This window comes from Bradyrhizobium lablabi (assembly GCF_001440475.1).
GTDB lineage: Bacteria > Pseudomonadota > Alphaproteobacteria > Rhizobiales > Xanthobacteraceae > Bradyrhizobium > Bradyrhizobium lablabi.
This window is the reverse complement of the sequence record NZ_LLYB01000059.1, coordinates 3,619-30,206: the sequence shown is the minus strand read 5'-3', so window position 1 is coordinate 30,206 and position 26,588 is coordinate 3,619. Positions and strand designations below refer to the sequence as shown.

The following is a 26,588-nucleotide window of genomic DNA, read 5'->3' as shown; positions in this document are numbered from 1 at the left end:
CGAGCAGCGATTGTGCTATAGCGCCATCGCATTGCGAAGACTGCAATAATCGCCTTTCTGGGGTCCGGCATGGAAGATCTGAAGGACGCCCGCGTACTCGTTACGGGGAGCGATGGCTTCATCGGCTCGCACGTCGTCGAGGAACTGGTTCGCGCGGGCGCGAAGGTCAAGGCGGTTGTGCTCTACAACTCCTTCAACTCCTGGGGCTGGCTCGATACCGTTTCCGCCGACATCATGAAATCGGTGGAAGTGATCGCCGGCGACATCAGAGACCCGCACTTCATGATATCAGCTGCCGCCGGCTGCACCGACGTCATGCACCTGGCGGCGCTGATCGCGATTCCCTTTTCCTATGCCGCACCGGACTCCTATGTCGAAACCAACGTCCGCGGCACGGTGAACGTGCTGCAGGCTGCCCGCCATGCGGGTGTGCGCCGCTTCGTCCAGACCTCGACCAGCGAAGTCTATGGTAGCGCGCAATTCGTGCCGATCAAGGAAAGCCATCCGCTGGTCGGACAATCCCCCTACTCGGCCTCGAAGATCGCTTCCGACCAGATGGCGTTGTCGTTTCATGCTTCCTTCGACATGCCGGTGGTCGTCGTCAGGCCGTTCAACACCTACGGGCCGCGGCAATCGGCGCGCGCGGTGATCCCTACCATCATCAGCCAGATCGCTTCCGGCAAGCGCAAGATCCGCCTCGGCGCGGTCAGCCCGACGCGCGACTTCTCCTTCGTGACGGATACCGCGCGCGGTCTCATCGCGGGCCTGACGGCGCCGGCCGAACAGAGCGTCGGACAGACGATCAATCTGGGCAGCGGCTTCGAGATTTCCGTCGGCGCCACGGCAAGCATGATCGCCGAAGTGATGCAGGCCGAACTCGAAATCGAGACCGACGAGGCGCGGCTGCGGCCCGCCAACAGCGAGGTAGAACGGCTGTGGGCGGACAATTCGAAGGCCCGCCAGCAGCTCGGATGGTCGCCTGAATTCGGCGGGCTCGACGGCATGCGCCGCGGGCTGGAAAAGACGGCGCAATGGTTCATGGACCCGGCCAACCTCGCGCGCTACAAGGCAGACGTCTACAATGTATGAGGCGGATGTGGGCATCGCGGCAACGAAATCCGATCGCTTCGACGTGCAGAGGATCGTTGCTGCCGTTCAGCGCGCCGTGGGCACGCCCAATGGCACGCTGGCGCTGCACGAGCCGGTCTTCGCCGGCAATGAAATCGCCTACCTCGAGGAATGCATCAAGAGCACCTTCGTGTCCTCGGTCGGCAAGTTCGTCGACCGCTTCGAGAGCATGCTGGAAGAAGTCACCGGTGCCAAGCGCGCCATCGCTGTCGTCAACGGCACCGCGGCCCTGCATGCCTGTTTCAGGCTCGCCGGCGTCGAACCCGGCGACGAGGTGATGTCGCCGGCGCTGACCTTCATCGCCACCACCAATGCGATCGCCTATTGCGGGGCGAGCCCGCATTTCATCGACTCTTCGTTCAGGACGCTCGGCATGGATGCGCAGGCGCTCGGCGCCCGCCTCGATGCGATAGCGCAGCGCGGCCCCGAAGGCACAATCAACCGCGAGACCGGCCGCAAGATCGCGGCGATCGCGCCGATGCACACCTTCGGCCATCCCGTCGACATGGACGAGATCGTCGCCATCGCCCGCAACTGGGACATTCCCGTGGTCGAGGACGCCGCCGAATCGCTCGGCTCGACCTACAAGGGTCACGCGGTCGGCTCGCAGGCCCGCCTCGCGGCGCTGAGCTTCAACGGCAACAAGATCGTGACCACCGGCGGCGGCGGCGCGATCCTCACCAATGACGAGGAGCTTGGCCGCCGCGCCAAGCACATTACGACCACCGCCAAGCTGCCGCACAAATGGGCCTTCGTGCACGACGAAGTCGGCTTCAACTACCGCCTGCCCAACCTCAATGCGGCATTGGGCTGCGCCCAGCTCGAACAGCTCGACGGCTTCCTCAAGAGCAAGCGCCGCCTGGCGGCCGCCTATCAGCGCGCCTTCGCCGGCGTTCCCGGCGTGCAGTTCTCGCGCGAGCCGGAAGGAACCACCAGCAATTACTGGCTCAACACCATCCTGCTCGACGAGGCGCATGCCGCCTTGCGCGATGACGTGCTGACCGCGCTCAACGCCTCCGGTTTCGGCGCGCGTCCGACCTGGACGCTAATGCACCGGCTGCCGATGTTCGCCACCTGCCCGCGCGGCGATCTCGGCACCGCCGAATCGATCGAGCGCCGGCTGATCAACCTTCCAAGCAGCGCCAGCATTCAGGCCCGCGATGACTGACACGCCCCGGAAAATCTGTTTCGTCACCGGCAGCCGCGCCGATTTCGGCCTGCTGATATGGCCGATGCGCGCGATCCGTGAGACGGCCGGGCTGAAACTGCAGCTGGTCGCTACCGGCATGCACCTCTCCCCCGAGTTCGGCTACACCATCGACAATATCCGCGCCGAAGGGTTTGACGTCGACGACACCGTCGAGACGCTGCTGAGCAGCGATTCCGGCGTTGGCGTCGCCAAATCCGTCGGCCTCGGCGTCATCGGATTCGCCGATGCGTTTGCCCGCCTCGCGCCCGACCTCGTCGTCGTGCTCGGCGACCGCTACGAAACCTTCGCAGCGGCGCAGGCCGCGATGTACATGCGGCTGCCGATGGCGCATCTGTTCGGCGGCGACGTCACCGAAGGCGCGATCGATGAATCGATCCGCCACGCCATCAGCAAGATGTCGCATCTGCATTTCACCACCAATGCGGATTCCACGCGGCGGCTGACCCAGCTCGGCGAGGATCCCTCGCGCATCTTCACGGTCGGATCGCCCGGCATCGATTCGATCAAGCGGCTGAAGCTGATGGACCGCGAGACCATCGGCCGCGAAGTCGGCATGGCGCTCGGCGCGCGCAACGTTCTCGTGACCTTCCACCCCGTCACGGTGGAAGCGGACCGCTCGGTCGGCTCGCTCGACGAACTGTTCGCCGCACTGTCTTCCCTCGACCCGGACTACCGCCTGTTCTTCACGCTGGCCAATGCCGATGCCGAAGGCCGCGCGCTGAACGAGCGGATCAAGGCATTCGTCGCCGGCCGGCCGAACGCGATCGCCGTCGCCTCCCTCGGCCAGTTTCGCTACATCAGCCTGATGAACCAGGTCGACGTCGTCGTCGGCAATTCCTCGAGCGGCGTCTATGAAGCGCCCTCGCTGAATGCGCCGAGCGTCGATATCGGCGACCGGCAGAAGGGCCGCGAGCGCGCCGCCTCGGTGTTCCACGCGGCGCCGGAACGGCAGGCCATCAGTGCGGCCATTGCAGCGGCGCTCGGCCGCGGCCGGCAGCCGACGGTCAGCCCCTATGGCGATGGCGAAGCCAGCCGGCGCATCGCCGACGGCATCGCCGCGATTTCGGATTTTCGCGCGCTGCTGCAAAAAGGCTTTCACGACATCGGGGATGCGACATGACGGGCCGCACGCTCATCATCGCTGAAGCCGGCGTCAATCATTCCGGCAGCCTCGATACCGCGCTGGCCCTGGTCGACGCCGCGGCGGATGCCGGCGCCGACATCGTGAAGTTCCAGACCTTCAACGCCAATTCTCTGGCGGGGCGCGCGGCGCAGAAGGCCGATTATCAGCAGCGCACTACGGATGCGGCCGAGAGCCAGCGCGCCATGCTGAAGCGGCTGGAATTGCCGCCATCGGCGCATGCCCCGCTGATCGAGCGCGCCAAGGCGCGCGGCATCGAGTTTCTCTCGACGCCTTTTGATCCCAAATCCCTCGAATTCCTGCTGTCGCTCGGCCTGCCGCGCATCAAGATCGGCTCCGGCGACCTGACCAATGCGCCCTTGCTGCATACGCTCGCCAGGGCTGGCTCGACGCTGATCCTGTCGACCGGCATGGCAACGCTCGGCGAGGTCGAGGAAGCTCTCGGCGTACTGGCCCATGGCTATGGCGGCAGCAATGAAGCCCCGGGCATTGCCGCGTTCCGCGCGGCGTGGCGCGATCCGGTTGCACGGCAGCATCTCGCCGCGAAAGTCAGCCTGCTTCATTGCACGACCGAATATCCCTGCCCGCCCGAAGACGTGAACCTCGCCGCGATGCAGGCGATGCGCGCGGCGTTCGCCCTGCCCGTCGGCTACTCCGACCACACCGACGGTTTTGAAGTATCGCTGGCCGCGGTCGCGCTCGGCGCCACCATCATCGAAAAACACCTCACGCTCGACCGCAACGCCGAGGGGCCGGACCACGCCGCCTCGCTGGAGCCCGATGATTTCGCCCGCATGGTCTCGGCGATTCGCAACATCGAGGGCGCGATCGGCGACGGCATCAAGACGCCGAAGAATTCCGAGATCAAGAACATGCCGATCGCGCGCAAGAGCCTGGTGGCGGCAAGGCCAATCAAGGCCGGCGACGTGCTGGGACCCGGCGATATCGCGAGCAAGCGGCCCGGCTCAGGCCGCCCGCCGATCGAATACTGGTCGCTGATCGGCACCAGGGCCGCGCGTGCCTATGACGAGGAAGACCCGTTATGAAGATCGGGTTTTTCGGCGATGGGCCGTGGGCCGAACGCGCGCTCCTGCCGCTGGCCCAGGATTCCCGTTACACCGTCGTCTTCGTCGCGGTGCGCGCCTCAAGGCCCGATCCAAAGCTGATCGAGATGGCAAAAAGCCGCGGCATCCCGGTGCTGTGTCCGGCGTCCGTCAATTCGGAGGAGAGCCTTGCCGAGATCGGCAAGTTCGGCGCCGATCTGCATGTCTCGATGTCGTACGACCAGATCCTTCGCGAGAAGGTTCTGGCCCTGCCGCCGCGCGGCACGCTGAACTGCCATGCCGGAGCCCTGCCGTTCTACCGCGGACGCAATCCGCTGACCTGGGCCATCATCAATGGCGAAGAGGAGTTCGGCGTCACCGTGCATTGGGTCGATCTCGGAATCGATACCGGCGACATCGTGCTGCAGGTCAAGACGCCGATCAGGCCAACCGACACCTACGCCACGCTGCTGACGGCGGCGGAAGAGCTCTGTGCCGGCACGCTGGTCCAGGCGATCTCGGATGTCTACGAGGACCGGGATCAGCGCATCGTGCAGGACACGATCGATCCGGTCGGCATGTATTGCTGCCGGCGCCGCGAGGGCGACGAGGAGATCGACTGGACTACCGGCACGGATAGCATCGAGCGCTTCATCCGCGCGCTGGTGCCTCCGGGACCCGGCGCGCGCACGACCTGGAAGGACGCGCCCTATGCGATCCTCGCCGCCGAGAAGATCGACGGCGCAAGACCCTATGCCGGCGCGCCCGGCGAAGTGATCGGGCGGGACGAAGGCGGGATCCTCGTCAAATCCGGCGACACGTTCCTGCGGCTGACACGCTGGGCGGCGGTTCAGCCCGACGGGTCGCTCGGCGCCGCCACGGTTCCGAATGCGCTGCGCGGTCAGCGGCTTGGGCGCGACCTCAAGGCGCAGCTCACGCGGGCCGAGGCCCGAATTATGTTGCTGGAATCAAGGCTTGGCATCCGTTCAAGCGGGGATTGACGCCCCGGTTGGCAGCCGCGATATACCGGGGTTCTTGCTGGCCGCGCGGGCGCGGGCAAAAGCACGGCTGTAAGGTCCTGAAGGCATGAAATCCTGGCGCAAAGCCATTGTCGGAACGGACGCGACGGTGAGCGAAGCCATTGCCGCGATCGAGAGCGGCAGCATCCAGGTAGCGCTGGTACTGGATGCTTCCAGCCGCCTCGTCGGCATCGTCACCGACGGCGACATCCGCCGCGGCCTCTTGCGCGGCATGCAGCTCTCGGGGCTTGCCACCGAGGTCATGAACCGCTCGGCCGTATCGGCGCCGGCGACGCTGTCGCGCGAGGAGCGGCTGCACCTGATGCGGCAGAAATCCATCAAGCAGTTGCCGCTGCTCGATGGCAATGGCCAGCTGATCGGTGTCGAGACCTTCGACGAGCTGATCGAGGCGCCGCATTATCCAAACCCGGTTCTGATCATGGCGGGCGGACTCGGCGAACGGCTCGGAGCGCTAACCCGCGAGCGGCCCAAGCCGATGCTCAATGTCGGCGGACGGCCGCTGCTCGAGACCATCATCCGCAATGTCGTGCAGCAAGGTTTCCGCAACATCTTCATCTCGGTGAACTATCGGGCCGAAATGATCGTCGAGCATTTCGGCGACGGCTCCGCAGTCGGTGCTGCGATCCAGTATGTTCATGAAGCCGAACGGCTGGGCACCGCCGGCGCGCTCGGCCTGTTGCCGCAGCGGCCCGAATTGCCTGTTGTCGTCACCAATGGCGATATCCTGACCACGATCAATTACGGCGCCCTGCTCGACTTCCACAACGGCACCGCGGCGCAAGCCACGATGGCGGTTCGCGAGCACAAGGTACACGTACCCTATGGCGTCGTTACCGCCAGCGACGGCTACCTCGAGACCATCAGGGAAAAGCCGACCGAATCCTGGTACGTCAGCGCCGGCATCTATGTCGTAGGCCCCACCGTGTTCGATCATGTCGAACGCGGCGTGCGCATTGACATGCCGTCAGTGCTGGAGCGCGTCGTCGCCAACAAGGGCCGCGTCGCCGTCTATCCGATTCGCGAATACTGGCTCGATATCGGCCGGATGGAAGACTTTGAGCAGGCGCACGCGGAATTCAACGAGGTCTTCCCGTGAGCCCCATCCATGCCGTTGTCGTCGGCCTCGGTTCGATCGGGCAACGGCATGCGCGCGTGCTGAAAGAACTCGGCCACGGCGTGACGACAGTCAGCCGTCGCGGCGACGGCGACCACACTTCCATCGCCGGCGCGATTGCCGCGGCCCGTCCGGAATATGCGGTTATCGCAACTGAGACATCGCAGCATGCCGAATCGCTTCGTCAGCTCGCCGAGGCGGATTTCCGCGGGACCGCCCTGGTTGAGAAGCCGCTGTTCGCGCAGGCCGCGCCTGCGCCGGATTATCCCTTCGCCAGCCTCGTGGTTGGCTACAATCTGCGCTTTCATCCGGTCATGACCGCCCTTGCCGAGCGACTCGGCGGAAGAAGCGCCATCACCGTCTCCGCCTATGTCGGGCAGGATCTCCGCGACTGGCGGCCGGGACGCGACCACCGCACGACGGCGTCGGCGACGCGGGAAGCCGGCGGCGGCGTACTCCGCGACCTCAGCCACGAACTGGATTATCTGCTATGGCTGTTCGGTCCGTGGCAGCGTGTCGCGGCGCTCGGCGGCTCATCCGGCGCGCGGGACGTCGATGTGGACGATCATTTCGAACTCCTGCTCGAAATGCAGCGGTCGCAGGCGGTTCAGGTGCACATGGACTATCTGGATCAACCCGGCATCCGCAAAATTCGCGTAAACCTGCCGGAACAAACCATCGAGGCCGACATCCTCGGCGGACGCCTCACGGTCAACGGCAAGGCCCATGAATACAAAAGCGAGCGCGACGAGAGCTACCGGAGCATGCACCGTGCCGCCATCGAGGGCCGCGCGCCGATCTGCAGCTTCGCCGAAGGGCTCGCCGTCATGGATCTGATCGACGCCAGTGAACGCGCCTTGCGGTCGCGCATGTGGGTATCGGCATGAAGTCGATCTGCACGATGTGCGCGCGCGGCGGCTCCAAGGGGGTCATCGGCAAGAATGCCCGTGAACTCTTGGGAAAGCCCCTGCTCGCCTGGAGCATCGAGCAGGCTAGGCAGACCGGGCTGTTCGAAGCGATCGCATTCAGCAGCGACTCCGATCTCTTGCTGGAAACGGCGCTGCAGGCGGGCGCTGACCTCGCCGTCAAACGCCCGGACGAAATGGCCACCGACACTGCCCCGAAAATTCCCGCGATACGCCATTGCCTCGAACAGGCAATCGCCCGCACCGGAATTACACCCGATGTATTCGTCGACCTCGACGTCACCTCGCCGCTGCGGCTCCCGTCCGACATTGCCGGCGCGGTGGAACTCCTGAACAGGTCCGGTGCGCGCAGCGTCATCACCGGCGCGCCGGCGCGCCGTTCGCCCTATTTCAATCTGGTTGAAGAGCGCGCCGATGGTTCGGTCGGCCTGTCGAAATCGGCTGATCCCCCGATCGTACGCCGGCAGGATGCGCCGCGCTGTTTCGACATGAACGCCTCGATCTATGTCTGGCGCGTTGCGCCGTTCCTCGAAAGCCCGGCGGTGTTCTATCCGGACACGCAACTGTTCGAGATGCCGGAAGAGCGATCCGTCGACATCGATTCCGATCTCGATTTCACGCTGGTGGAACTGCTGCTGCGTAAACGGCTGGCGCTCCCGGAGACCCAATCATGACCGCGTTCAAGGATCTGTTCGACCTCAAGGGACGCACCGCCGTCGTGACCGGTGGCTGCGGAATCCTCGGACGCCGCTTCACCGAAGGTCTGGCTGAATTCGGCGCCAAGGTTGCGATCATCGATCTCGACGAAAAGGCGGTCGCGGCCGCGGCGTCCGAGCTGGGCAGGCGCTTCTCCGTTGATGCAATGGGCTATGCCTGCGACATCACCCAGCCTGAAGCCATCCGCCGTACCGCCGATGCCATCGAAGCCGCCCTTGGTCCGGTCTCGATCCTGCTCAACAATGCCGCCAGCAAGACCCGCGACGTCGATGCCTTCTTCGCGCCCGTCGCGACGTTCTCGCTGGAAACCTGGCGGGAGATCATGTCGGTCAATCTCGACGGCATGTTCAATGTGGCGCAGGTGTTCGGAACCCGGATGGCCGAACGCGGCTACGGCAGCATCGTCCAGACCGCTTCGATCTACGGCCTGATGGCGCCGGACCAGCGCATCTATGAAGGTTCCGAATATCTCGGACGCGCGATCAACACGCCCGCGGTCTATACCGCCTCCAAGGCTGGCGTGATCGGGCTGACAAAGCACCTCGCCACCTATTGGGGCGCGCAGGGTGTGCGCGTCAACACGCTCACCCCCGGCGGCGTCGAGAGCGGACAGAACGACACGTTCAAGCAGCGCTATGGCGCGCGGGTCCCGCTCGGCCGGATGGCGCGCGCCGACGAGATGGTCGGCGCCATGCTGTTCCTGGTATCCGATGCCGCATCCTACGTCACCGGTCAGAATATCGCGGTCGATGGCGGGCTGAGCGCATGGTGACGCGGTCCCGATGATCAAGCGGCTGATCCACAATACGATCATCTCTACCGTCGCGTTCGGCGCCGCCGCCATCCTTGGTCTGATCGTCATCCCGGTGATCATCCGCACCTGGGGCGTCACCGAGTTCGGGCTCATCGTTATCACGCGGCTGCTGCTGCCGTCCGGCATGATGGCGGTTCTGGACCTCGGCCTGTCCGAGGTCGCGACCCAGGTGGTGGCCCGCGCCAGGGAACATCGCGACTGGAACCTGGTTGGCCGCCAGCTTTCGTTCCTGACGGCGCTGTCGATCGCGTTGGCCATCACCCTGTGCGGCGCGATCTGGTTCGGCGCGCCGTATCTTACCGTCCTGATGAAGGTCGACCCCGCCCATGTCGACAAGTTCATCGAGATCCTGCACTACACCGCGCTCGCCAATCTCGTGCTGGTGCCGGCGCTGGTCTGGGAGGGAACCGTCAAGGGATTCGAGCGCTACAACCTTTTGCGATTTTCGGAATTCACGTCGACCCTGGCCTATGTCGGCCTGACCGTCTGGGCTTCCACGGCTTCAGCCTCATTCGAAATCGTCGCCTACATCTATCTGGCCACCCTCGTGCTGCGGGCGCTCGCGGTGCTGGTTGCCACCGTTACCGCTTTGACGACCAAAGGCGCGCGGTTTGCCGCATGGACCGCCCCGATTCGTCGCGAGCTGCTGCACCGATGCCTGCTGCTGCTCCAGGGCAAGCTGATCGGCGGAATCACCGGGCCGATTCAGCCGTTCGTGGCCGGGCTGTTTTTCGGGCCGACGGCTGTCGGCACCTATGACGCGCTGGTCCGGCTCGCGCGCGTATCCAAGGTTTTGGTCGGCCTTCTCACCTCAGCCTTGCTGCCGGTCGCAAGCCGTCTCGACGAGCGCGGCAGTTCGACGACATTCCAGCGCCTCGGCGAACTCGGCCTGATCATGCTGCCGATGTTCACGCTGCCGCCGCTCGCGGCCGCCGCGATCCTCTCGCCCGAGATCCTGCAGATGTGGATCGGCCCCCTGCTCGCACCCTACGCGCTGTGGATGGGCCTGAGCTTCGTGATTCCGATCTGCACGCAGTATCTCGTGATCGGTAACGTTATCTTCCTGACGCGCCCGGGCGTGCAGGCCCGACTGAATTGGCTGCTCAGCCTGCAACTGCTGATCTGGGCCGTGGTCACCGCCGCGACGCTGGGATTCTTTGCCGAGCGGTCGCTGATTCTCGGCCAGGCGGTCGGAAGCCTCGCCGTGCTGCCGTGGCAGATCAGCACGCTGCGCCGGGCCTTGAATCTCGAACGCCAAAGCTTCCTCAAAGCGGTCGGAACCCAGGCCATCATCCTGATAATTGGAAGCATTCTGCTGTGGTTTGTTGCCGGTTATATTCGGGTTGACAGCCTGATAAAATTGGCCTTGGTAGCGGGAACGTTCTGCCTTGCCAGTTGGCTTGCACAGTATTTTCTCGTCCTGGATGCAAGGCACCGCGCCGTTTTCCCCGCAATCGGCCACCTGATGGGCCTGGCGCCAAAGAGCAACTGACCGAACGTTGACTGGACCTACGGAATGAAGACGACTGGCGCGAACGACATCCTGGGATCGCCGTCTCCGGCGTCGCTGCCGGACCGCGCGATCACCTATTCCATCGATGTCGCCAAGAGCGTCTATCGCTTGATCCTGCGGCGGATGGAGCGCACCCAGGACAAGGTGAACTCCGAATACAATCTGCTGCACTGGCAGAAGATCCTTTCCAACAAGGCGTGGCTCAAGGCCAAAGACGTTCCCGGCTTTCTTGCCCCGCCGGACATGAACGAGCACCTGAGAAAAGTCGACAATCGCATTCTCAGGATCAGCGCCCAGAAGTATTATGAGTATCGCATCGGCGCGCTGGGTGACCTGGTCGCGCCCTACTGCCGTGACGCAAGGGGAATCGTGGAGCTGGGAACCGGCTACGGCTACAACCTGTTTTCGCTTCATCACAGCCACCCCGAGTGGACGCTCAAGGGCTTTGATATCTCGCCGAACGGCATCACCGCCGGGCGCGAGATCGCCGATCATTTCGGATTGGCCGACAAGATTTCCTTCGACCGCATTGATCTGACCGACGCTTCGGATCCAAACCTTGCACAGATCAAGGACGAGGTCGTTCTGACCTATTTCTGCATCGAGCAGATTCCCTATGACGTGCGGAAAGTGATCGAGAACATCATCGCCGCCGGGCCGAAGCGCGTCATCAACATCGAGCCGACGACCGAACTGCTGAGCCTCACCCATCCCCGCGATCTGGTCAGCCTGCTCTACATCCGGTCGGTCGATTACCAGACGCAACTGTTCACGACGCTCGATGAACTCGAACGCCAGGGCCGGATTCGCATCATCGCGCGCGAGCGGATGCCATTTGCTCCATCGATCAACAATGACGGGTTTCTGTATTGCTGGGAGCCGATATGACCATGAGCAACGCCGCCTCCGCCGCACCGGTCGCCAAGAAGCAGAAGATCAGCCAGTTCCGCCGCCTGCTCTGGCATATGAACCGGACCGATCTCGGCTGGGTGACGAAGACCGCCCTCACCAGCCTGCAACTGGGCGCGCGCGCCAAGCGGATCGAGTTGCTCAAGACCCTGCCGGTCAAGCCGGAATGGAGCGCGGCCAGCCGCCAGCTCAGCGAACAAGGCTATGTCGACGTCACCTCGATCGTCGACCGCAGCCTGGCGGAAGCCGTCGCCACCGTCGCGCAGAACAAGGTCGACCGGCTCGACGAACTGGCCGGCAAGCAGGTGCTTGGGCACAAATCATTCTGGGTGAGCCTGCTCGATGAAGACCTGGTCGACGGCGCCTTCGCCACCGACCATCCGTTCGTGCGCTACGCGCTGCAGCCCGCGGCGCTGCGCATCATCGGCGATTTCATGCACGAATTGCCGCAACTGTCCGATGTCCTGTTAACGCTGTCGCGGCCGACCGAGAACCAGCCGCTGAGCTATTCCCAGCTCTGGCATCTCGACCACGACGACAAGCGGGTCTGCAAGCTGTTCATCTATCTCACCGACGTGCGCGACACCGCCGACGGACCGTTGACCTTCATTCCGGCGCCGGCCTCGAAGCCGTTCCGCAACACGCTCAAGAGCCACATGAGCGACGACAAGGTCTTCTCGCGGGTGGGTCGGTCCGAGGTCAAGGAAATGGTCGCGCCGCGCCTGTCCTCGTTCATCGTCAACACCGCACGCTGCCTGCATATGGGCAGCCGCATCCTGTCCGACCGGACCCGCCTGCTCTACACCGCGACCTACATTCAACCGCCGCGGATCTATCCGGAGCCGCCCGCCCGTTTCCGCGCCGTCGGTTCCTTGAACGAAATCGAGCGCACGGCGATGCGCCTCTGATGCGGGCGCGCTGGGGGAGCTGACGATCGTGCGTATCGGATGGGTGGTCGATCACCCCAAGCGTGACTTGGCGGGAAGCGTCCTGGCTGCGTATCAGCTTGCCTCGCGCGGCGCCTCCGTCGTCATCATCCCGATGTATGAACAGGGCGTCGACGTGCCGCGGCTCGGTCTCGATACGCTGGTCGCCAACTACGCCCGCGCCGCCAATCTCGACCTGATGCGCAGTTTTGCCGCGGCGGGACTGGCGCTCTATGTTCTCGACACCGAGGGCGGCGTGCTGGCGGAAAAAGGCGGCAACTCGCCGCCCGCGATGGCCGCGCACATCCGCAGTAGCGGTTACGCCGATATCCTGTCGGGATATTTCTTCTGGGGCGGCCAGTTGCACAAGGCGTTCAACGACACCGAAACCATGCCGCCCGGCCAGCTTCACCTTACCGGCTGCCCGCGTTTCGACTTCGCTGCGCCACGATGGCGGAAATTGCTCGACGGCAAGCGGCGCGGCTATCTGCTCGTCAACGCCAATTTCCCGCTGGTGAACTCCCGCTTCTCCAGCAAGCCCGGCGCCGAGCGCGAAACCATGGTTCGCGCCGGATGGGATGGCGCCTATATCGACCGCTTCCTGATCGATCTCAAACAGGTCTTTGCCAACTACCTTGCGGAGATCGCCCGCCTTGCGGCCGCGCGGCCGGACCAGGCGATTCTGGTGCGGCCGCACCCGTTCGAGAGCGAGGAAGTCTATCGGAATGCGCTGGGCCAATATTCCAATGTGACCGTCGACGGCACCGGCAGCGTGCTCGACATGATCCAGAATGCCGCGGCAATCATTCACCTCAATTGCGGTACGGCGGTCGAAGCGGTTCTGCTTGAAAAGCTTCCGATCCAGCTCGAATATCTGAACACGCCGACAACCGCCGGACATGCCCGCCTGCCTGCGCGCGTGAGCCGCGCGGCGGCCTCGTTCGACGAACTGCTGGCCATGGTCGACGACCTCGACGCGGAAACGGCCAGATTCGATTTCGCAGGCGTCCACGCCGCCGATATCGATGCCTTTTTCTACCGCAACGATGGCCTCGCCGCCGAGCGCGTCGCCGACGTTCTGGTCGGCGCCGCGCATCCCCGTAATGCCTTTGTGTCGCTTTCCAGCGCGCTCCGCGGCACGCGGCCGAACCCGAGTATCGGACAAATCGCCAAGGGTGCCGCGAGCGTGCTGCTGGGCTCAGCCGCCACCGAGAAGCTACGCACCTTCGTCAGTCCGGCCCGGCGCGACAAGCGGATCGCGCCGTCAACGGTAGCCGCCATGCTCGAGCGGATCGCCGTCCACGACGGCCAGGCCCCCTCGCTTTTCACCGCCGCGCGCGCCCGGTGCCAGACCACCGGCCTGCCCCTCGCCAGTATCGCCATCGAAAAACGTCCCACGCGCGCATGACCGCTTCGTCCGAAACAATCCTGATCACGACCCTTGCCGAATACCAGACCCGGTTCTGGATTCCGGTGGCGCAGCGGTTGCGCACCGCCGGGCGCGAGGTGCAACTGCTCGCATTCGACGATCGCAGCGCCGAAATGGCGGAGGCGAAAGGTATCCCCGTCGTCAACATGTACCGCACCGGCCTCGAGGGCGGCGCGCCGGTCGAGGACGAGCGCGCCTTCGCCGCACGGATCGCCGAATACGGCCTGGGTGGATCGAACTTCCTGTTCAGCCACGAGCGCGTCACCTTCGGCATTCGCGATACCGCCGCACTGCGCCGGCGGTTCATGATCTACACCAACGCGATGGAAGCCGCGCTAGATCGCCTCGCCGCCGCGGGGCGGCAGGCCGTTGCCGTTCAGGAGCTCGGCGGCTTTCTCTCGGTGATCGCCTGCTTCTACGCCGCCAAGAAGCGCGGCATCCGCAACTGGTTCATCGAGCCGTCGTTCTTTCGCGGCAGGCTCTACTATACGCCGGACAGCCTTGCCGCCCCCGATACCATGCGGACGCCGGCAGACTCCGTCTCCACCGACGTGCGCGGCTATCTCGATGAGACCTTGCGGCAGCAATCCATCGTGATTCCGCAAAAGGACCGTCACCAATATTCGGCGGCGTTCAACAAGATCGCCAATGCGCGGAATGCACGCCGCCTGGTCGAGAAGCTCTGGGATCAGTTCGCACTCGGCAAGCATCAGGAGTTCGGACACAATCTCCGCCATGCCCGCGCCCATGCCGCCATGGCGGTCGGCGCGACGCGGCTTCGAAAGCTCTACCGCCCGATGCCGGACGGCCCCTTCGTCTACTATCCCCTGCACGTGCCGGCCGACATGGCGCTGACACTTCGCTCGCCGGAATATCTCGACCAGGTCGCGACCATCGACTTCCTGCTGCGCATCATCCCGGATACGCACACCCTCGTCGTCAAGGAACACCCGGCCCAGATTGGTGCGATTCCGGCCAGCCGCCTGTTCGAACTGGCGCGCCGCTTCGATAATTTCGTCCTGCTGCCGCCGCAGACCAACAATTACACCGTGCTTGGCCGCGCGGATGCGATCGTCTCGGTCAACAGCAAGTCGGGCGCCGAAGCGGTGCTGCTCGGCAAGCCGGTCGTGGTGATGGGCGATGCGTTCTACCGCTCCTGCCCGCTGGTGTTCGCCGTCGACCGCCTGGCCGACGTTCCGCAGCGGCTTCGCGACGCGCTGGCGGCGCCGCCGTTCGACCCCGCCGACACCGCACCCTATTTCGAAACCGCCTGGCGGCAATCGTTTCCCGGCGAACTCTATATCAGCGATTCCAAACAGCTCGATACGTTTGCGGCCTCGTTGCTGTCTGCGATCGGCGAACCGCGCCGCGCGGATTGAAAGGTTTTTTACGATGCCGCTCGTTTCGATCATCACCCCGTCATGGAACGTGGCCGCGCTGATCGGCGAAACCATTGCATCGGTCCAGGCCCAGACGATGACCGACTGGGAGCTGTTGATCGCCGACGACTGCTCGACCGACCAGACGGCCGCCGTCGTGGAAAGCCATGCGGCGAGCGATCCGCGCATCAGGCTGATCCGCCAGCCACGTAACGGGGGCCCAGCGCTGGCGCGCCAGGCCGCGATCGACCAGGCGCAGGGCCGCTTCGTCGCGTTTCTCGACAGCGACGATCTGTGGCTGCCCGCCAAACTCGAACGGCAGATCGCCTTCGCCCAGGCCAAGCGCGCCGCGCTGAGCTACACGGCATTCCGCCGCATCAATGAGACGGGATCGCTCACCGGCCGCCTGATCGAGGTGCCGGCCTCCCTGAACTACGAGCAGTTGCTCAAGAACACCTCGATCGCCACGCTGACCGCGCTGGTCGACCGCGACATCGCCGGCAACATCGCCATGAAGAACGAGCCGTATGACGATTTCTGCCTCTGGCTGAGCATCCTCAAGCCGGGACACCTCGCCCACGGGCTCAATGAGGACCTCGCCCGCTACCGCGTGCGGGGCTCATCGGTCTCCAGCCGCCCGCTCCGGTCGGCCGGATGGGTCTGGCACATCTACCGCAACGTGGAACAGCTTTCGCCGGTCAAATCCGCCTCGTGCTTTGCGCATTGGGGCACGCGCGCCTGGCTGAAGCGGCGAGACTTCTGAAGACCGCTACCCGCGAAAACCGCTCCGGATTCGGGCGGCCCGCGCCTCCGAGACCCACGGCCGGGTGCTTGTGGGCGGATCTTGGCCCATCGGCGGCGCCTTGGTCGCCCTGCTGGTCCCTTCAAGGACTTACTGGGGTATAAGGTATTTTGATACTGCCATCCCGGATAATGCTATTGGCGAACTTTGCCGTTGCCGATACCACTCCGCCAGCCCCTCGCAGACCGTGAAGCAACCCCGGGAACCACGATGTCGTTTGACCGAAACTACAAAGACAGCCGCATCCTCGTCACCGGCGGCGCCGGCTTCATCGGCTCCCACCTCAGTGAACGGCTGCTCGCCGCCGGCGCGGAAGTGGTCTGTGCGGACAACTACTTCACGGGTAGCCGGAAGAACATCGCCCACCTCCTGTCGAACCCGATGTTCGAGGCGATCCGGCACGACGTGACGTTCCCGCTCTACATCGAGGTCGACGCGATCTTCAACCTCGCCTGCCCGGCCTCGCCGATCCACTACCAGCGCGATCCCGTGCAGACTACCAAGACCAGCGTGCATGGCGCGATCAACATGCTCGGCCTCGCCAAGCGCCTGCGGGCCCCGATCTTTCAGGCCTCGACCAGCGAAATCTACGGCGATCCCCTGATCCATCCGCAGACCGAGGATTACTGGGGCAACGTCAATCCGATCGGGATTCGCTCGTGTTACGACGAGGGCAAGCGTTGCGCCGAGACCCTGTTCTTCGACTATTGGCGGCAACATTCGCTTCCGATCAAGGTGGCCCGCATCTTCAATACCTATGGCCCGCGGATGCAGCCCAATGACGGCCGCGTCGTTTCGTCCTTCATCGTCCAGGCGCTCAGGGGCGAGCCGATCACCGTGTTTGGCGACGGCGGCCAAAGCCGGTCGTTCTGTTATGTCGACGATCTCGTCGAGGCCATTACCCGGCTGATGCTGACCGGCGACGACTGCACGGGACCGATCAATCTCGGCAACAATTCGGAATTCACCATTCTGGAACTGGCCGAGAAGGTGATCAGCTACACCAATTCGCGCTCCAAGCTCATTTTCAAGCCGCTGCCGCAGGACGATCCGCGGCAGCGCCAGCCCGATCTTTCCAAGGCGAAGGCGCTGCTGAATTGGGAACCCAAGGTCCCGCTCGCCGATGGCCTGAAGGAGACCATCGCCTATTTCAAGCGTACGCTGGACTGACATAGGCCGGACAGGACTGTTTCGTTTCAGACACACCGCGTGGCGGCGCGATGTTCATGATGCACTCACCAGAAAGCAGGCCTGCCGTAGCCATCGTGGAACGCATCCGGCTGGCCTCCGGCTCGCGTTTCAGCCTGTACGTGCTCGTGTGCCTTCATATCGTGGTATGCTGTCTCTCGCTGGTCCAGGTCGCAAACTGGCAGTCGTACATGTTGTACGACGACATCTGGTTCCGTCCCGCAATAGCTGCAGTCGCGGCCTTCTCCACCGTCTCGCTGCTGTTCATATTCGCCCGCTTCAGCTTCGGCTACTTCGTCGGCTTCAGCCTGTTCACGATGGTGCTCGGCTTCATCTGGCTCCTGAACTTCTCCAGATTCAAATACGACTACCGGCTGGCCGGTCTCTCGGCCGCCGCTTCCGCGCTGGCGTTTCTGCTGCCCGCCCTGCTCATCAACAGGCCGCTCAAGCAGAAGCATGTGCTCTCGCCCCGCGCCCTCCAATACGTTCTGAATTCCATTCTGGCCCTGGCGATCGGCACCATCGTCGCGGCTTCCTTCTACAACTTCAATCTGGTGTCGATCAGGCAGATCTACGACTTTCGCAATGAACTCTATTTTCCGGCGCCGATACGTTATCTGACTGGAATTATATCTACCGTGCTGCTGCCGTTCGCCTTTGCCTGTTACCTGGCGCTCAATCGCCGCTGGTGGGCGGTCGTGCCGCTCGTTCTGATGCTGCTGTTCTATCCGATCACGCTGAGCAAGTTTGCGCTGTTCTCGACGGCGTGGATAGTTGTCGTGCTGATACTTTCGAGGCTTTTCGATCCCCGCGCGGCCACCATCCTGTCGACCCTCCTGCCGATGCTGCTCGGCGTGATCCTGGTGTCGGTGCAACTCAACAACCATACGCAGCTCTATTTCGGCCTGGTAAACATCCGAATGATGGCGGCGCCGTCCAGCGCCATGGATCTCTATAACGACTTCTTCGCGAGCCATCCGCTCACCTGGTTCTGCCAGGTATCCTTCGTCAAGCCGCTGGTGAGCTGCCCCTATCAGGAACAGCTATCGCTGGTGATGGAAAAGACCTACCAGCTCGGCAACATCAACGCGTCCCTGTTTGCGACCGAAGGCATCGCCTCGGTCGGGCTGTATCTCGCGCCGCTGGTGGCGCTGCTGTGCGGGCTTGTCATCGCGCTCGGCAATCGCGTGTCCGCCGGACTGCCGCCGGCCTTCGTGATGGTCTCGGGCGCGCTGCTTCCCCAGACCTTTCTCAATGTGCCGTTTACGACGGCATTATTGACACATGGCACCGTATTCCTGTTTCTGCTGTGGTACGTCATGCCGCGCACGATGTTCGATCCCAGAATCGAGCCGGCGGCTTCGTGACCGGAGGTTTCGATGCAGAGCGTTCTGATTACAGGCGGCGCTGGCTTCATCGGCCAGAACCTGGTGCATGCATGGCGGGCGGCGCAGCCGGCCGACCGCCTGACGATCGTCGATGCCATGACCTATGCGGCCAATGTCCGCAGCCTGGAGCCGCTGATTGCCGATCGAAGCATCGAGTTCGTGAAGGGCGACATCGGCGATGCGGCGCTGATGCAGCGCCTGTTCGACGAACACAAATTCTCGCGCGTGGCGCATCTCGCCGCCGAGTCGCATGTCGACCGTTCGATCAGCGATCCCGAAGCCTTTCTGCAGACCAACGTGCTCGGCACGTTCACGCTTCTGAAAACGGCGCTCGATTTTTGGCGCGCGGCTGCGATGCTTGATACGGCGCGATTTCTCCACGTCTCGACCGACGAAGTCTATGGCTCACTCGGCCCGGCCGATCCCGCCTTCACCGAATCCTCGCCCTATCGCCCCAACTCGCCCTACGCGGCGAGCAAGGCATCCAGCGACCACCTGGTCCGCGCCTTCGTCGCGACCTACGGCATGCCTGCGCTGATCACGAACTGCTCCAACAATTACGGCCCCTATCAGCACCCGGAAAAACTCATTCCGCTGATGATCATCCACGCGCTGGAAGGCAAGCCGCTACCGGTTTACGGGGACGGCTCCAATGTTCGCGACTGGCTGCATGTTTCCGATCATTGCGATGCCTTGATGAACGTGATCGAGCGCGGCCGCACCGGCGAAACCTACAATGTCGGCGGCGGCAACGAACGCAACAACCGCGACGTGGTCGGCCTGATCTGCGACACGATCGATGCGGCCTTCGCATCCGATACCCGTCTCGCCGCGCGCTTTCCAACCTGTCCTGCCGCGGCCGCCGGCTCCTGCCGTACGCTCATCACCTATGTGACGGACCGCCCCGGCCATGATCACCGCTATGCGATCGATGCCACCAAGCTGGCAACCGAACTCGGCAGTCGCTGCAAGGTCGATTTCGAGCGCGGACTGAAGCAGACTGTGCAATGGTATCTCGACCACGAAACATGGTGGCGCGACGTCACCAGCGGCGCTTACAAGGCGTGGATCGACAAGAATTACGGCTTCCGGCGCGCGGTCTAGCCACTCATGCGCATCCTCGTGCTCAATGCGGACTACCCGCGCTTCCTGAGCTGGATGTACCGCCGCCAGCCGGGGCTCGGAAGCGCCGGTTACGCCGACCAGATGGTGGCGCGCAACAACAGCCTGTTCGGCGTCGCCGATTTCTACTCGCGGAATTTTGCCGCGCTCGGCCATTCGGCGGCGGAGATCCACGTCAACAATGCCTGGCTCCAGACCGCCTGGGCGCGCGAGCATGGCATGGCCGTCAAGGCGGCGGGGCCCGAGACGACGAGCGGAAGCACCTCGATGCCGGCATGGCTGCAACGCGCCGTGACGCCGCTGAAGCCGATGCTGCGGCCATTGGCCCGCAAGGTCGGCCTCAGCCCGCGCCTTGACGCGCAGGCCGAGGCAATCCTGCTTGCCCAGATCGAGGATTTCACACCCGACGTGGTGCTCAACCAGGACACTTTTCACGTCGACCCCAGGCTGATGCGGCGCATCAAGGCGATCGGCAACCCGATCCTGATCGGCCAGATCGGCATTGCGCCGTCCCGCGGCGTGGACTGGTCCGTCTACGATCTGATGATGTCGCAGCTCTCGGCGACGGTGGATTTCTTCCGCCGCCTCGGCGTGCGCGCGGAGGTGAATCATCTGGCGTTCGAGCCCGCCATTCTCGATGCGCTGCCACCGGCGCCTGCCGTCGACATCGAGGTTTCCTTTGTCGGCACGGTGTCGCCGGATCACCAGCAGCGGATTGCGCTGCTCGAGGCGGTCGCCGAACGTTACGATCTCAAGCTGTTCGGCAACCCGCCGCGGACGCTGCCGGCCTCTTCGCCGCTGCATCGCTGCTTCCAGGGCGAGGTGTGGGGTGCCGACATGTATCAGGCGCTGCGGCGCTCGAAGATCACGCTCAATTCCCACATCGACATGGCAGGCCGCGAAGCCGGCAACATGCGCCTGTTCGAGGCGACCGGGGTCGGCGCTTTCCTGCTGACCGACTTCAAGGACAATCTGCACACCTTGTTCGCGCCGGATCGCGAGGTCGCCGTCTGGCGCTCGGTCGACGATTGCCTTGAGGTCATCGGCCGCGTCCTCGATGACGCCAAAGGCCGCGCCGCAACGGCCGCCGCAGGCCAGGCGAGAACCATGGCGCAGCATACCTATCGCCATCGCGCCGCCGAGATCCTGGGTTTCGTCGAAACGTTGCGGCCATCGCGATGAAGCTGCCGCGCCTCGTCAGGCAGATTGGCAAGCGCGTCGTCAAGGCGACGCCGATCCTGCGCCGCCATATCCTGACCTCGACCGACTACAAGGTGCTGGGCGGGCTGGAGGAAGCCCGCAATGTAGCCGCATCATCGGGCGGCTGGCTTTCCGCGCGCACCGTGGCCCGCCAGGAGCGCGCCTATCGGGCGTTGATCGCCGACATGAAGAGCGGCGAACCACGGCTCGATTTCACCGTCGCCGCGGAGGCCGTGGCGGCGACCGGCATTGCCAGGCCTCGCCTGATCGAAATCGGCTGTGGCAGCGGCTACTATTCTGAGGTCTTCGCCAACCTCGTTCCCGGCGGCCTCAGCTACACCGGCATCGATTATTCGGAGGCGATGATCGCGCGCGCCCGCTCAAACTATCCGTCCGTTACGTTCGAGGTCGCGGATGCGACCCGGCTACCGCATACGGACAATGCATTCGACATCGTCTTCAACGGCGTGTCGCTGATGCATATCATCGACTATCCGGCGGCGATCCGGGAAGCCGCGCGCGTTGCCGGCCGGTATTGCGTGCTACACACCGTGCCGATGTTCGACGATCATCAAACCACCTATTTGAGCAAATTCGCCTATGGCGCACCGGTCGTCGAAATCGTGTTCGGCAAGCGCGAATTGATGTCGCTCTGTAACAATGCCGGGCTTCGGCTCGCGCGCCAATGGCCCTGCATCCCCTATGACGTTTCCGACGTGACGGGTCACCACTCGACCACAGAAACCTACCTGTTTTCGAAGGCGTGACCGTTCGTCATTCGTGCTAGAGCGGCGCGATGATCGTCCGCACGAAGGGGCTCAGCACATTGTCGATCAGGGCGAGCTCCTTGAGCTGGCTCAGGCTCGCCCAGCAAAACATCGCCATGTCGGACTCGATCACGCTCTCATCGTCGACGAAGACGATGATGTTCTCGTTCGACTTCCGCCAGAACCGGCCCCCCTCTTCATTGTGCGCGGCCCGGTAGATGATCCGCACGCCGGCCTTGGCGGTGAGCACCTCCAGCATCGGCGATAGCTTGCCGCCATGCGCGCGCCTGATGTTGGACCACGTGCTTTGCACGGAGGGCGAGAGCTGGAGCACGCCGAGGTTGCCCGGCTCGGCCTTGGCATACAGCAGAAACTGCACGCCGCTATCGCCTGTCTCACGGGTGATCAACCCCAGCAGGCCGCCTTCAGGCTGGGTATAGATCGGCTGATCCCACGAAGTGACCTCACGCAAGTCACCGCTTTCGATCCGTACGCCCTCAACGCTGAAAAACTGTCCGCTCTTGTGCCGGACATTACCTTGGGCGTCGCGCGACCAGCCGCGAACCTCGTCGAGGCCGATCAATTCGGCCTTGAAGCGGATCGCCTGGCAGCGCTCGTCCCGCCATGCCAGGATCGGCGCAGGATCCTTCGGCTCGATCGCGGCGGATGCTGCGAGCCGTTTGCGAAACCAGTCAAGATGCGCGCGCTCGGCCATCAGACCACGTCCCTGAGAACTTCGATCACGGTATCGACTTCCTCCTCCTTCAGATGCGGATACATCGGCAGCGAGAATATCCGCTGCGCCTTGCGCTCCGCGACCGGGAATTGCCCCTCGGAATAGCCGAGATCGGCGCTACCCCGCATGGTGTGTATCGGCCAACGGTACGACACATTGCAGTTGATGTCGCGCTTCGCCAGCCGCTCCAGCACCCCGTCGCGGTCCGTCGGATGCTCCACCACATAGACATAGTAGGAATGGCGGCTGTGTGCGTTCTCGCGCGGCAGCACGAGACCGCTACCGGCAAGCCCGCGATTGTAGCGCGCGGCGATCTCCCGCCGCCGCTCGATCCAGCCCTCGATGCGCGGCAGTTTCAGCGACAGGATCGCGGCCTGCACCTCGTCGAGACGCGAATTATAACCGTGGCGCTCGGAATAGTACTGCGTCTCCATGCCGTAGAAGCGAAGGCTACGCGCGAGCTTGATCGCCGCTTCGTCGTTGCTCAGCACCATGCCGCCATCGCCATAGGCGCCCAGCACCTTGGTCGGGTAGAACGAGAACGCCGAGGCGTGACCGACACTGCCGGACTGATGGTTCTTGTAGAGCGCGCCTTGCGACTGCGCGCAGTCCTCCATCACCTTCAGCCCGTGCCGCTCGGCAATCGCCATCAGCGGATCGAGGTCGACACATTGGCCGTAGAGATGCACCGGCACGATCGCCCTGGTGCGCGGCGTGATCGCGGCTTCGACCTGAGCGACATCCATCAGGAAATCGTCTTCGCGCACGTCGACGAAGACAGGCCTGGCGCCGAGCGTGCGGATCGCCGAGACCGTCGGCACCGCTGTATTGGGCACGGTAATGACCTCGTCGCCGGCCTTGACCCCGAGCGAGGCCAGCGCGATGTAGATCGCATCCGTTCCGCTGTTCACGCCGACACTGCCCGCGACCCCCAGATAGGCCGCCATCTCACGCTCGAACCTGATGCCTTCCTGTCCGAGCACCAGCCGCCCGGAGCGGAATACCCGGTCGACGGCAGCGAGGATCTCCTCGCGCAGCTCGTCGTATTCCCGCAAATAGTCCCATACGTTGATTGGCATGTCTCTCACATGAACGGTTGCGCCGGATTTTGCGATGCGAGTGCGGTTGCGATCATGTCCCGGCACGTTGCGTCGCTCAGGAGATCGCGATGGAATCGTTCGTGATCGCCGCTCGCAATCGCTGCCGTCACCGCCTCGAGGAAACGTGCAAACGTATCGGCCGGCTCGAAGGTCACGACATCATCGGCATTGCGTACGCGCCGGCGCCATTCCATCTGATGATCGGCGGGTGGAGTGAAGACGCGCTCCATTAACACGGACCCCGAACGGCCAACAACGAGCAAGCGGTTCTGATACTCGCCCTCAAAGCTGAAATGACCGGAAAATGCCCCGCCATTCCCAAGCCGGGCCAGCACCGAAAATCCCATGTCGACGCCGGTTTCGGCATGCCGGCCGCCGGCCAGCGCCGTCACGTCAGCCACGCCGTCGCCGCCGAGGATTCGCATCGTGGCGGCGGCGTAAGGTCCCATGTCGAGCAGACAGCCGCCGCCCAGTTCGGCGTGATTGCGGAAGTTGCCGATCGGTAGCGGCGGAATGATGAATTGCGCGGCCGCCTGCGTCAACGGACCGGTCTCGGCGATGAAGGCCGCCAGCGTCTCGAACTGCGGATGATAACCGAATACCGTCGCCTCCGCGACGAGGCGACCAGCGCGCCGCGCCTCGCTCACGGCGCGCTCGCTGCCCGTCAATGTCATCAGCGCCGGCTTGTCGACCACGACGTGCTTGCCGGCGGCGAGCGCGGCCATGACCCAGTGCTCGTGCCATGCGTTGGGTAGCGAAAGATAGACGAGATCGCAGTCGCTGCTGCGCAAGGCAGCCTCGTAGTCGTCGAAGAACTGCCCCTGCTTCGGCCAGCCCTCGGGCCTCTTGCGGCTCTTGCTTGCGATCGAAATCTCCTCGATGCGGCCGACCTTCGCCGCGGAGGGCATCACCCGCCGTTCGACGATCGAGGAGTAGCCAAGGATCAGCAACCGCATTCGTAATAATCTCTCGAAATCATGGATCGGACTAGCGAACGGCGATAGCCCGTCCGGTGACGATATCGAGCCCGCGATAGGCCATCATTCGCATCCTGCGCAACGCGTTGAACAGCCGATCGACCGGATTGGCGACCACCGGCTTTCGGATCGCTTCGATCTGCTCCCCCTGCAGGTAAGGAGCCGATGTTCGCTCGGCCTCGTCGAGCGCCGCCACGTACGGTTTGTACAGTTTTTCTCTCATCAGGCCGGAAAATGGCGCGTGATAGACCCGGTGGCTATTGAAATAATGGCCGCCGCTGCGTTTGACCCCGTAAAAATGAAAGAACAGCAAAGGATCGCGCCGCTCGATCTCGACCATGCCGTTGTTCCACTCCAGGCGGCAATCGGCAATGTTCCAAGGCGCGAGATTGGCGCCGAGATGCGATATCACGTGAACGCCACTGAACATTTCAGGCATGCGATCGAGGTAGCGCTGGTCGGCGAAACGGTCGCCTTCGACCCGGTCGTAGCACCATTCGATGCAGCGCTCGCGCCACCAGCGGAGCGCCGCGATGCCGTCGTCGCGCCGGCGCGCGCTGACCCAGCCGACATTGTAGAGCCCGAACCTGCGCTGATCTTCCAGGCCGCGGGAGAAGCGATGCGGAACGATGCCGAACGCGGCATCCTTCATTTCCGCATAGATCGGATCGGGCGACGCAAAGAAGAACAGGTCGCTGTCGAGATAGGTTGTCCACTCCGCGTCCCGGCTGCTTTCCAGCACGAAGAGGATCCAGGCCGGTGAAGACGTAAAATAATATTCGATCTGGCTGCGGGACGGCCGGGTCGCGGCGACGTCGGGATTAGCGGCTTCAAACTCCGCCATGCGCACCGCCACCAGGTTGGGAAGATCAAGTGCCTTCAGGGCCCGATAGCAAGCCTCGCTCAAGCACAGCACCCAAAGCTCCGCACCCGGTGCGTGGCGTCGCAGCGAATGATAGAGCGCCAGCCCGCGCGGCAGGTAGTTGTGATCGAAGTAGGTGCAATAAAGGCGGTCGGCCATGATCTCCGTCGCAGTCCAGATCGTGAATGGCGCTGCCGTCACCGACATTGCGTTGCCAACCGCCGCGATGGTGCCATTCCTAACCCACAAGCATAGACGGCGCAACGCAGTCATTTCAGGCGTAAGCCATTGAAATATTTCTGCTATGGAGAGCAAGAAAAGGCCCTTTGTAGGCCCGCTGGCGCATGCTAACGAGGCTGCCAAATCCCCGCCAACGGCGAAGGGTTCGGCGCATGAATCGCAAAGGCATCATTCTGGCAGGTGGCCGCGGCACGCGGCTTTATCCGCTGACGCTCGCGACCTCCAAGCAGCTATTGCCGGTCTACGACAAGCCGCTGATCTATTATTCGCTGACGACGCTGATGATGGCTGGCCTGCGCGAGCTCCTGATCATCACCACGCCGGAGGAGATCGACCAGTTCAGGCGCCTGCTCGGCGACGGGCGCCAATGGGGCATCGAGCTTTCCTATGCCGTCCAGGATCACCCCGGCGGCATCGCGGAGGCTTTCCTGATCGGGCGGGATTTTCTGGCCGGCGGATCCTCCGCGCTGATCCTCGGCGACAACATATTCTACGGCGACAATCTGCGCGCACTGTTGCGCACCTCCGCGCAGCAGGCAAGCGGCGCGACGGTGTTCGCCTGCTGGGTAGACGATCCCGAACGCTACGGCGTCATCGAGTTCGATCCCGCGCATCGGCCGCTGCAGATCGTGGAGAAGCCGAAAGCGCCGAAATCCAACTACGCCGTAACCGGGCTTTACTTCTACGACGAACGCGTCGTCGATATCGTGCGCGAGATGAAGCCGTCGCCGCGCGGCGAGCTTGAAATCACCGACGTCAACCAATGGTACCTGCAACATGGCGAGCTGCACGCCGAACGCTTCGGCCGCGGCTACGCCTGGCTCGACGCCGGCACGCATGAATCGCTGCTCGAGGCATCGCAGTTCATCCACATCGTGGAGAAGCGCCAGGGCCTGAAAATCGCCTGCCCCGAGGAA

Annotated in this window: 25 protein-coding genes; 21 read left to right on the top strand and 4 right to left on the bottom strand. The window is 63.7% G+C overall.

All coding sequences use genetic code 11. The features are described 5' to 3' along the window. Positions 1-69 precede the first annotated feature (69 nt). The 20 genes from CQ14_RS12745 (at position 70) to CQ14_RS12650 (ending at position 21,756) form a co-directional block, all read left to right on the top strand. Positions 70-1,089: an NAD-dependent 4,6-dehydratase LegB gene (locus tag CQ14_RS12745; RefSeq protein WP_057858232.1), complete on the top strand. Its 1,020-nt coding sequence runs from the start codon at positions 70-72 to the stop codon at positions 1,087-1,089. After that, complete coding sequence (locus CQ14_RS12740) at positions 1,082-2,296, top strand: LegC family aminotransferase (protein ID WP_057858231.1); 1,215 nt, start codon at positions 1,082-1,084, stop codon at positions 2,294-2,296. Before CQ14_RS12745 ends, CQ14_RS12740 begins: the two co-directional genes overlap by 8 nt. Further along, positions 2,289-3,458 carry a UDP-N-acetylglucosamine 2-epimerase gene (gene neuC / locus CQ14_RS12735; protein WP_057858230.1) on the top strand — a complete coding sequence of 390 codons (1,170 nt, stop codon included), beginning with the start codon at positions 2,289-2,291 and terminating at the stop codon, positions 3,456-3,458. The genes CQ14_RS12740 and neuC overlap by 8 nt, the downstream gene beginning before the upstream one ends. Further along, positions 3,455-4,525, top strand: a complete 1,071-nt coding sequence (neuB, locus tag CQ14_RS12730) for an N-acetylneuraminate synthase (protein ID WP_057858229.1) — start codon at positions 3,455-3,457, stop codon at positions 4,523-4,525. The genes neuC and neuB overlap by 4 nt, the downstream gene beginning before the upstream one ends. Next, on the top strand, positions 4,522-5,523 hold the full coding sequence (locus CQ14_RS12725) for a methionyl-tRNA formyltransferase (RefSeq protein WP_057858228.1): 1,002 nt from the start codon (positions 4,522-4,524) through the stop codon (positions 5,521-5,523). Before neuB ends, CQ14_RS12725 begins: the two co-directional genes overlap by 4 nt. Positions 5,524-5,608: 85 nt before the next feature. Further along, positions 5,609-6,658: a nucleotidyltransferase family protein gene (locus CQ14_RS12720; protein WP_057858227.1), complete on the top strand. Its 1,050-nt coding sequence runs from the start codon at positions 5,609-5,611 to the stop codon at positions 6,656-6,658. After that, positions 6,655-7,563 (top strand): Gfo/Idh/MocA family protein, encoded by a 909-nt coding sequence (locus CQ14_RS12715; RefSeq protein ID WP_057858226.1) that lies wholly within the window; start codon positions 6,655-6,657, stop codon positions 7,561-7,563. Before CQ14_RS12720 ends, CQ14_RS12715 begins: the two co-directional genes overlap by 4 nt. Then, entirely contained in the window at positions 7,560-8,276 is a 717-nt protein-coding gene (locus tag CQ14_RS12710) for an acylneuraminate cytidylyltransferase family protein (RefSeq protein WP_057858225.1), read from the top strand. The genes CQ14_RS12715 and CQ14_RS12710 overlap by 4 nt, the downstream gene beginning before the upstream one ends. Further along, the gene (locus CQ14_RS12705; protein WP_245320322.1) at positions 8,273-9,091 is read left to right on the top strand and encodes an SDR family oxidoreductase; all 819 of its coding nucleotides are present in this window, start codon (positions 8,273-8,275) and stop codon (positions 9,089-9,091) included. The genes CQ14_RS12710 and CQ14_RS12705 overlap by 4 nt, the downstream gene beginning before the upstream one ends. A gap of 10 nt (positions 9,092-9,101) precedes the next feature. Continuing rightward, positions 9,102-10,625 carry a lipopolysaccharide biosynthesis protein gene (locus CQ14_RS12700; protein WP_057858223.1) on the top strand — a complete coding sequence of 508 codons (1,524 nt, stop codon included), beginning with the start codon at positions 9,102-9,104 and terminating at the stop codon, positions 10,623-10,625. A gap of 24 nt (positions 10,626-10,649) precedes the next feature. Further along, positions 10,650-11,534, top strand: coding sequence for a class I SAM-dependent methyltransferase (locus CQ14_RS12695; protein WP_057858222.1), 885 nt, complete (start codon positions 10,650-10,652; stop codon positions 11,532-11,534). Further along, positions 11,531-12,463 carry a phytanoyl-CoA dioxygenase family protein gene (locus CQ14_RS12690; RefSeq protein ID WP_057858221.1) on the top strand — a complete coding sequence of 311 codons (933 nt, stop codon included), beginning with the start codon at positions 11,531-11,533 and terminating at the stop codon, positions 12,461-12,463. Before CQ14_RS12695 ends, CQ14_RS12690 begins: the two co-directional genes overlap by 4 nt. Positions 12,464-12,491: 28 nt before the next feature. Further along, the gene (locus CQ14_RS12685) at positions 12,492-13,889 is read left to right on the top strand and encodes a surface carbohydrate biosynthesis protein (protein ID WP_057858220.1); all 1,398 of its coding nucleotides are present in this window, start codon (positions 12,492-12,494) and stop codon (positions 13,887-13,889) included. Next, positions 13,886-15,289, top strand: a complete 1,404-nt coding sequence (locus CQ14_RS12680) for a capsular polysaccharide export protein, LipB/KpsS family (protein ID WP_057858219.1) — start codon at positions 13,886-13,888, stop codon at positions 15,287-15,289. The genes CQ14_RS12685 and CQ14_RS12680 overlap by 4 nt, the downstream gene beginning before the upstream one ends. A gap of 13 nt (positions 15,290-15,302) precedes the next feature. Continuing rightward, the gene (locus CQ14_RS12675; protein WP_057858218.1) at positions 15,303-16,052 is read left to right on the top strand and encodes a glycosyltransferase family 2 protein; all 750 of its coding nucleotides are present in this window, start codon (positions 15,303-15,305) and stop codon (positions 16,050-16,052) included. A gap of 249 nt (positions 16,053-16,301) precedes the next feature. Further along, positions 16,302-17,261 carry a UDP-glucuronic acid decarboxylase family protein gene (locus CQ14_RS12670; protein WP_057858217.1) on the top strand — a complete coding sequence of 320 codons (960 nt, stop codon included), beginning with the start codon at positions 16,302-16,304 and terminating at the stop codon, positions 17,259-17,261. Between the two features lie 56 nt (positions 17,262-17,317). Continuing rightward, a complete protein-coding gene (locus CQ14_RS12665) occupies positions 17,318-18,646 on the top strand; it encodes a hypothetical protein (protein WP_245320321.1) in 1,329 nt (442 codons plus the stop codon). Between the two features lie 12 nt (positions 18,647-18,658). Then, positions 18,659-19,771 carry a dTDP-glucose 4,6-dehydratase gene (gene rfbB, locus CQ14_RS12660; protein WP_057858216.1) on the top strand — a complete coding sequence of 371 codons (1,113 nt, stop codon included), beginning with the start codon at positions 18,659-18,661 and terminating at the stop codon, positions 19,769-19,771. 6 nt (positions 19,772-19,777) lie between these two features. Beyond that, on the top strand, positions 19,778-20,971 hold the full coding sequence (locus CQ14_RS12655; protein ID WP_057858215.1) for a CgeB family protein: 1,194 nt from the start codon (positions 19,778-19,780) through the stop codon (positions 20,969-20,971). Continuing rightward, positions 20,968-21,756: a class I SAM-dependent methyltransferase gene (locus tag CQ14_RS12650; protein WP_057858214.1), complete on the top strand. Its 789-nt coding sequence runs from the start codon at positions 20,968-20,970 to the stop codon at positions 21,754-21,756. The genes CQ14_RS12655 and CQ14_RS12650 overlap by 4 nt, the downstream gene beginning before the upstream one ends. Before the next feature lie 16 nt (positions 21,757-21,772). Here the strand turns inward: CQ14_RS12650 and CQ14_RS12645 are convergent, their stop codons facing one another. The 4 genes from CQ14_RS12645 to CQ14_RS12630 are packed head-to-tail and all read right to left on the bottom strand — an operon-like array spanning position 21,773 to position 25,638. Beyond that, positions 21,773-22,471 carry an NDP-hexose 2,3-dehydratase family protein gene (locus tag CQ14_RS12645; protein ID WP_057858213.1) on the bottom strand — a complete coding sequence of 233 codons (699 nt, stop codon included), beginning with the start codon at positions 22,469-22,471 and terminating at the stop codon, positions 21,773-21,775. After that, a complete protein-coding gene (locus CQ14_RS12640) occupies positions 22,471-23,571 on the bottom strand; it encodes a DegT/DnrJ/EryC1/StrS family aminotransferase (protein WP_057858212.1) in 1,101 nt (366 codons plus the stop codon). The genes CQ14_RS12645 and CQ14_RS12640 overlap by 1 nt, the downstream gene beginning before the upstream one ends. Positions 23,572-23,576: 5 nt before the next feature. Then, a complete protein-coding gene (locus CQ14_RS12635) occupies positions 23,577-24,548 on the bottom strand; it encodes a Gfo/Idh/MocA family protein (RefSeq protein WP_057858211.1) in 972 nt (323 codons plus the stop codon). A 31-nt stretch (positions 24,549-24,579) separates the two neighbouring features. Then, positions 24,580-25,638 carry a hypothetical protein gene (locus CQ14_RS12630; RefSeq protein ID WP_057858210.1) on the bottom strand — a complete coding sequence of 353 codons (1,059 nt, stop codon included), beginning with the start codon at positions 25,636-25,638 and terminating at the stop codon, positions 24,580-24,582. Positions 25,639-25,823: 185 nt separating this feature from the next. On the opposite strand from CQ14_RS12630, the gene rfbA reads away from it, so the two are divergent. After that, a partial coding sequence (gene rfbA, locus CQ14_RS12625) for a glucose-1-phosphate thymidylyltransferase RfbA (protein ID WP_245320320.1) occupies positions 25,824-26,588 on the top strand: 765 nt, incomplete at its 3' end.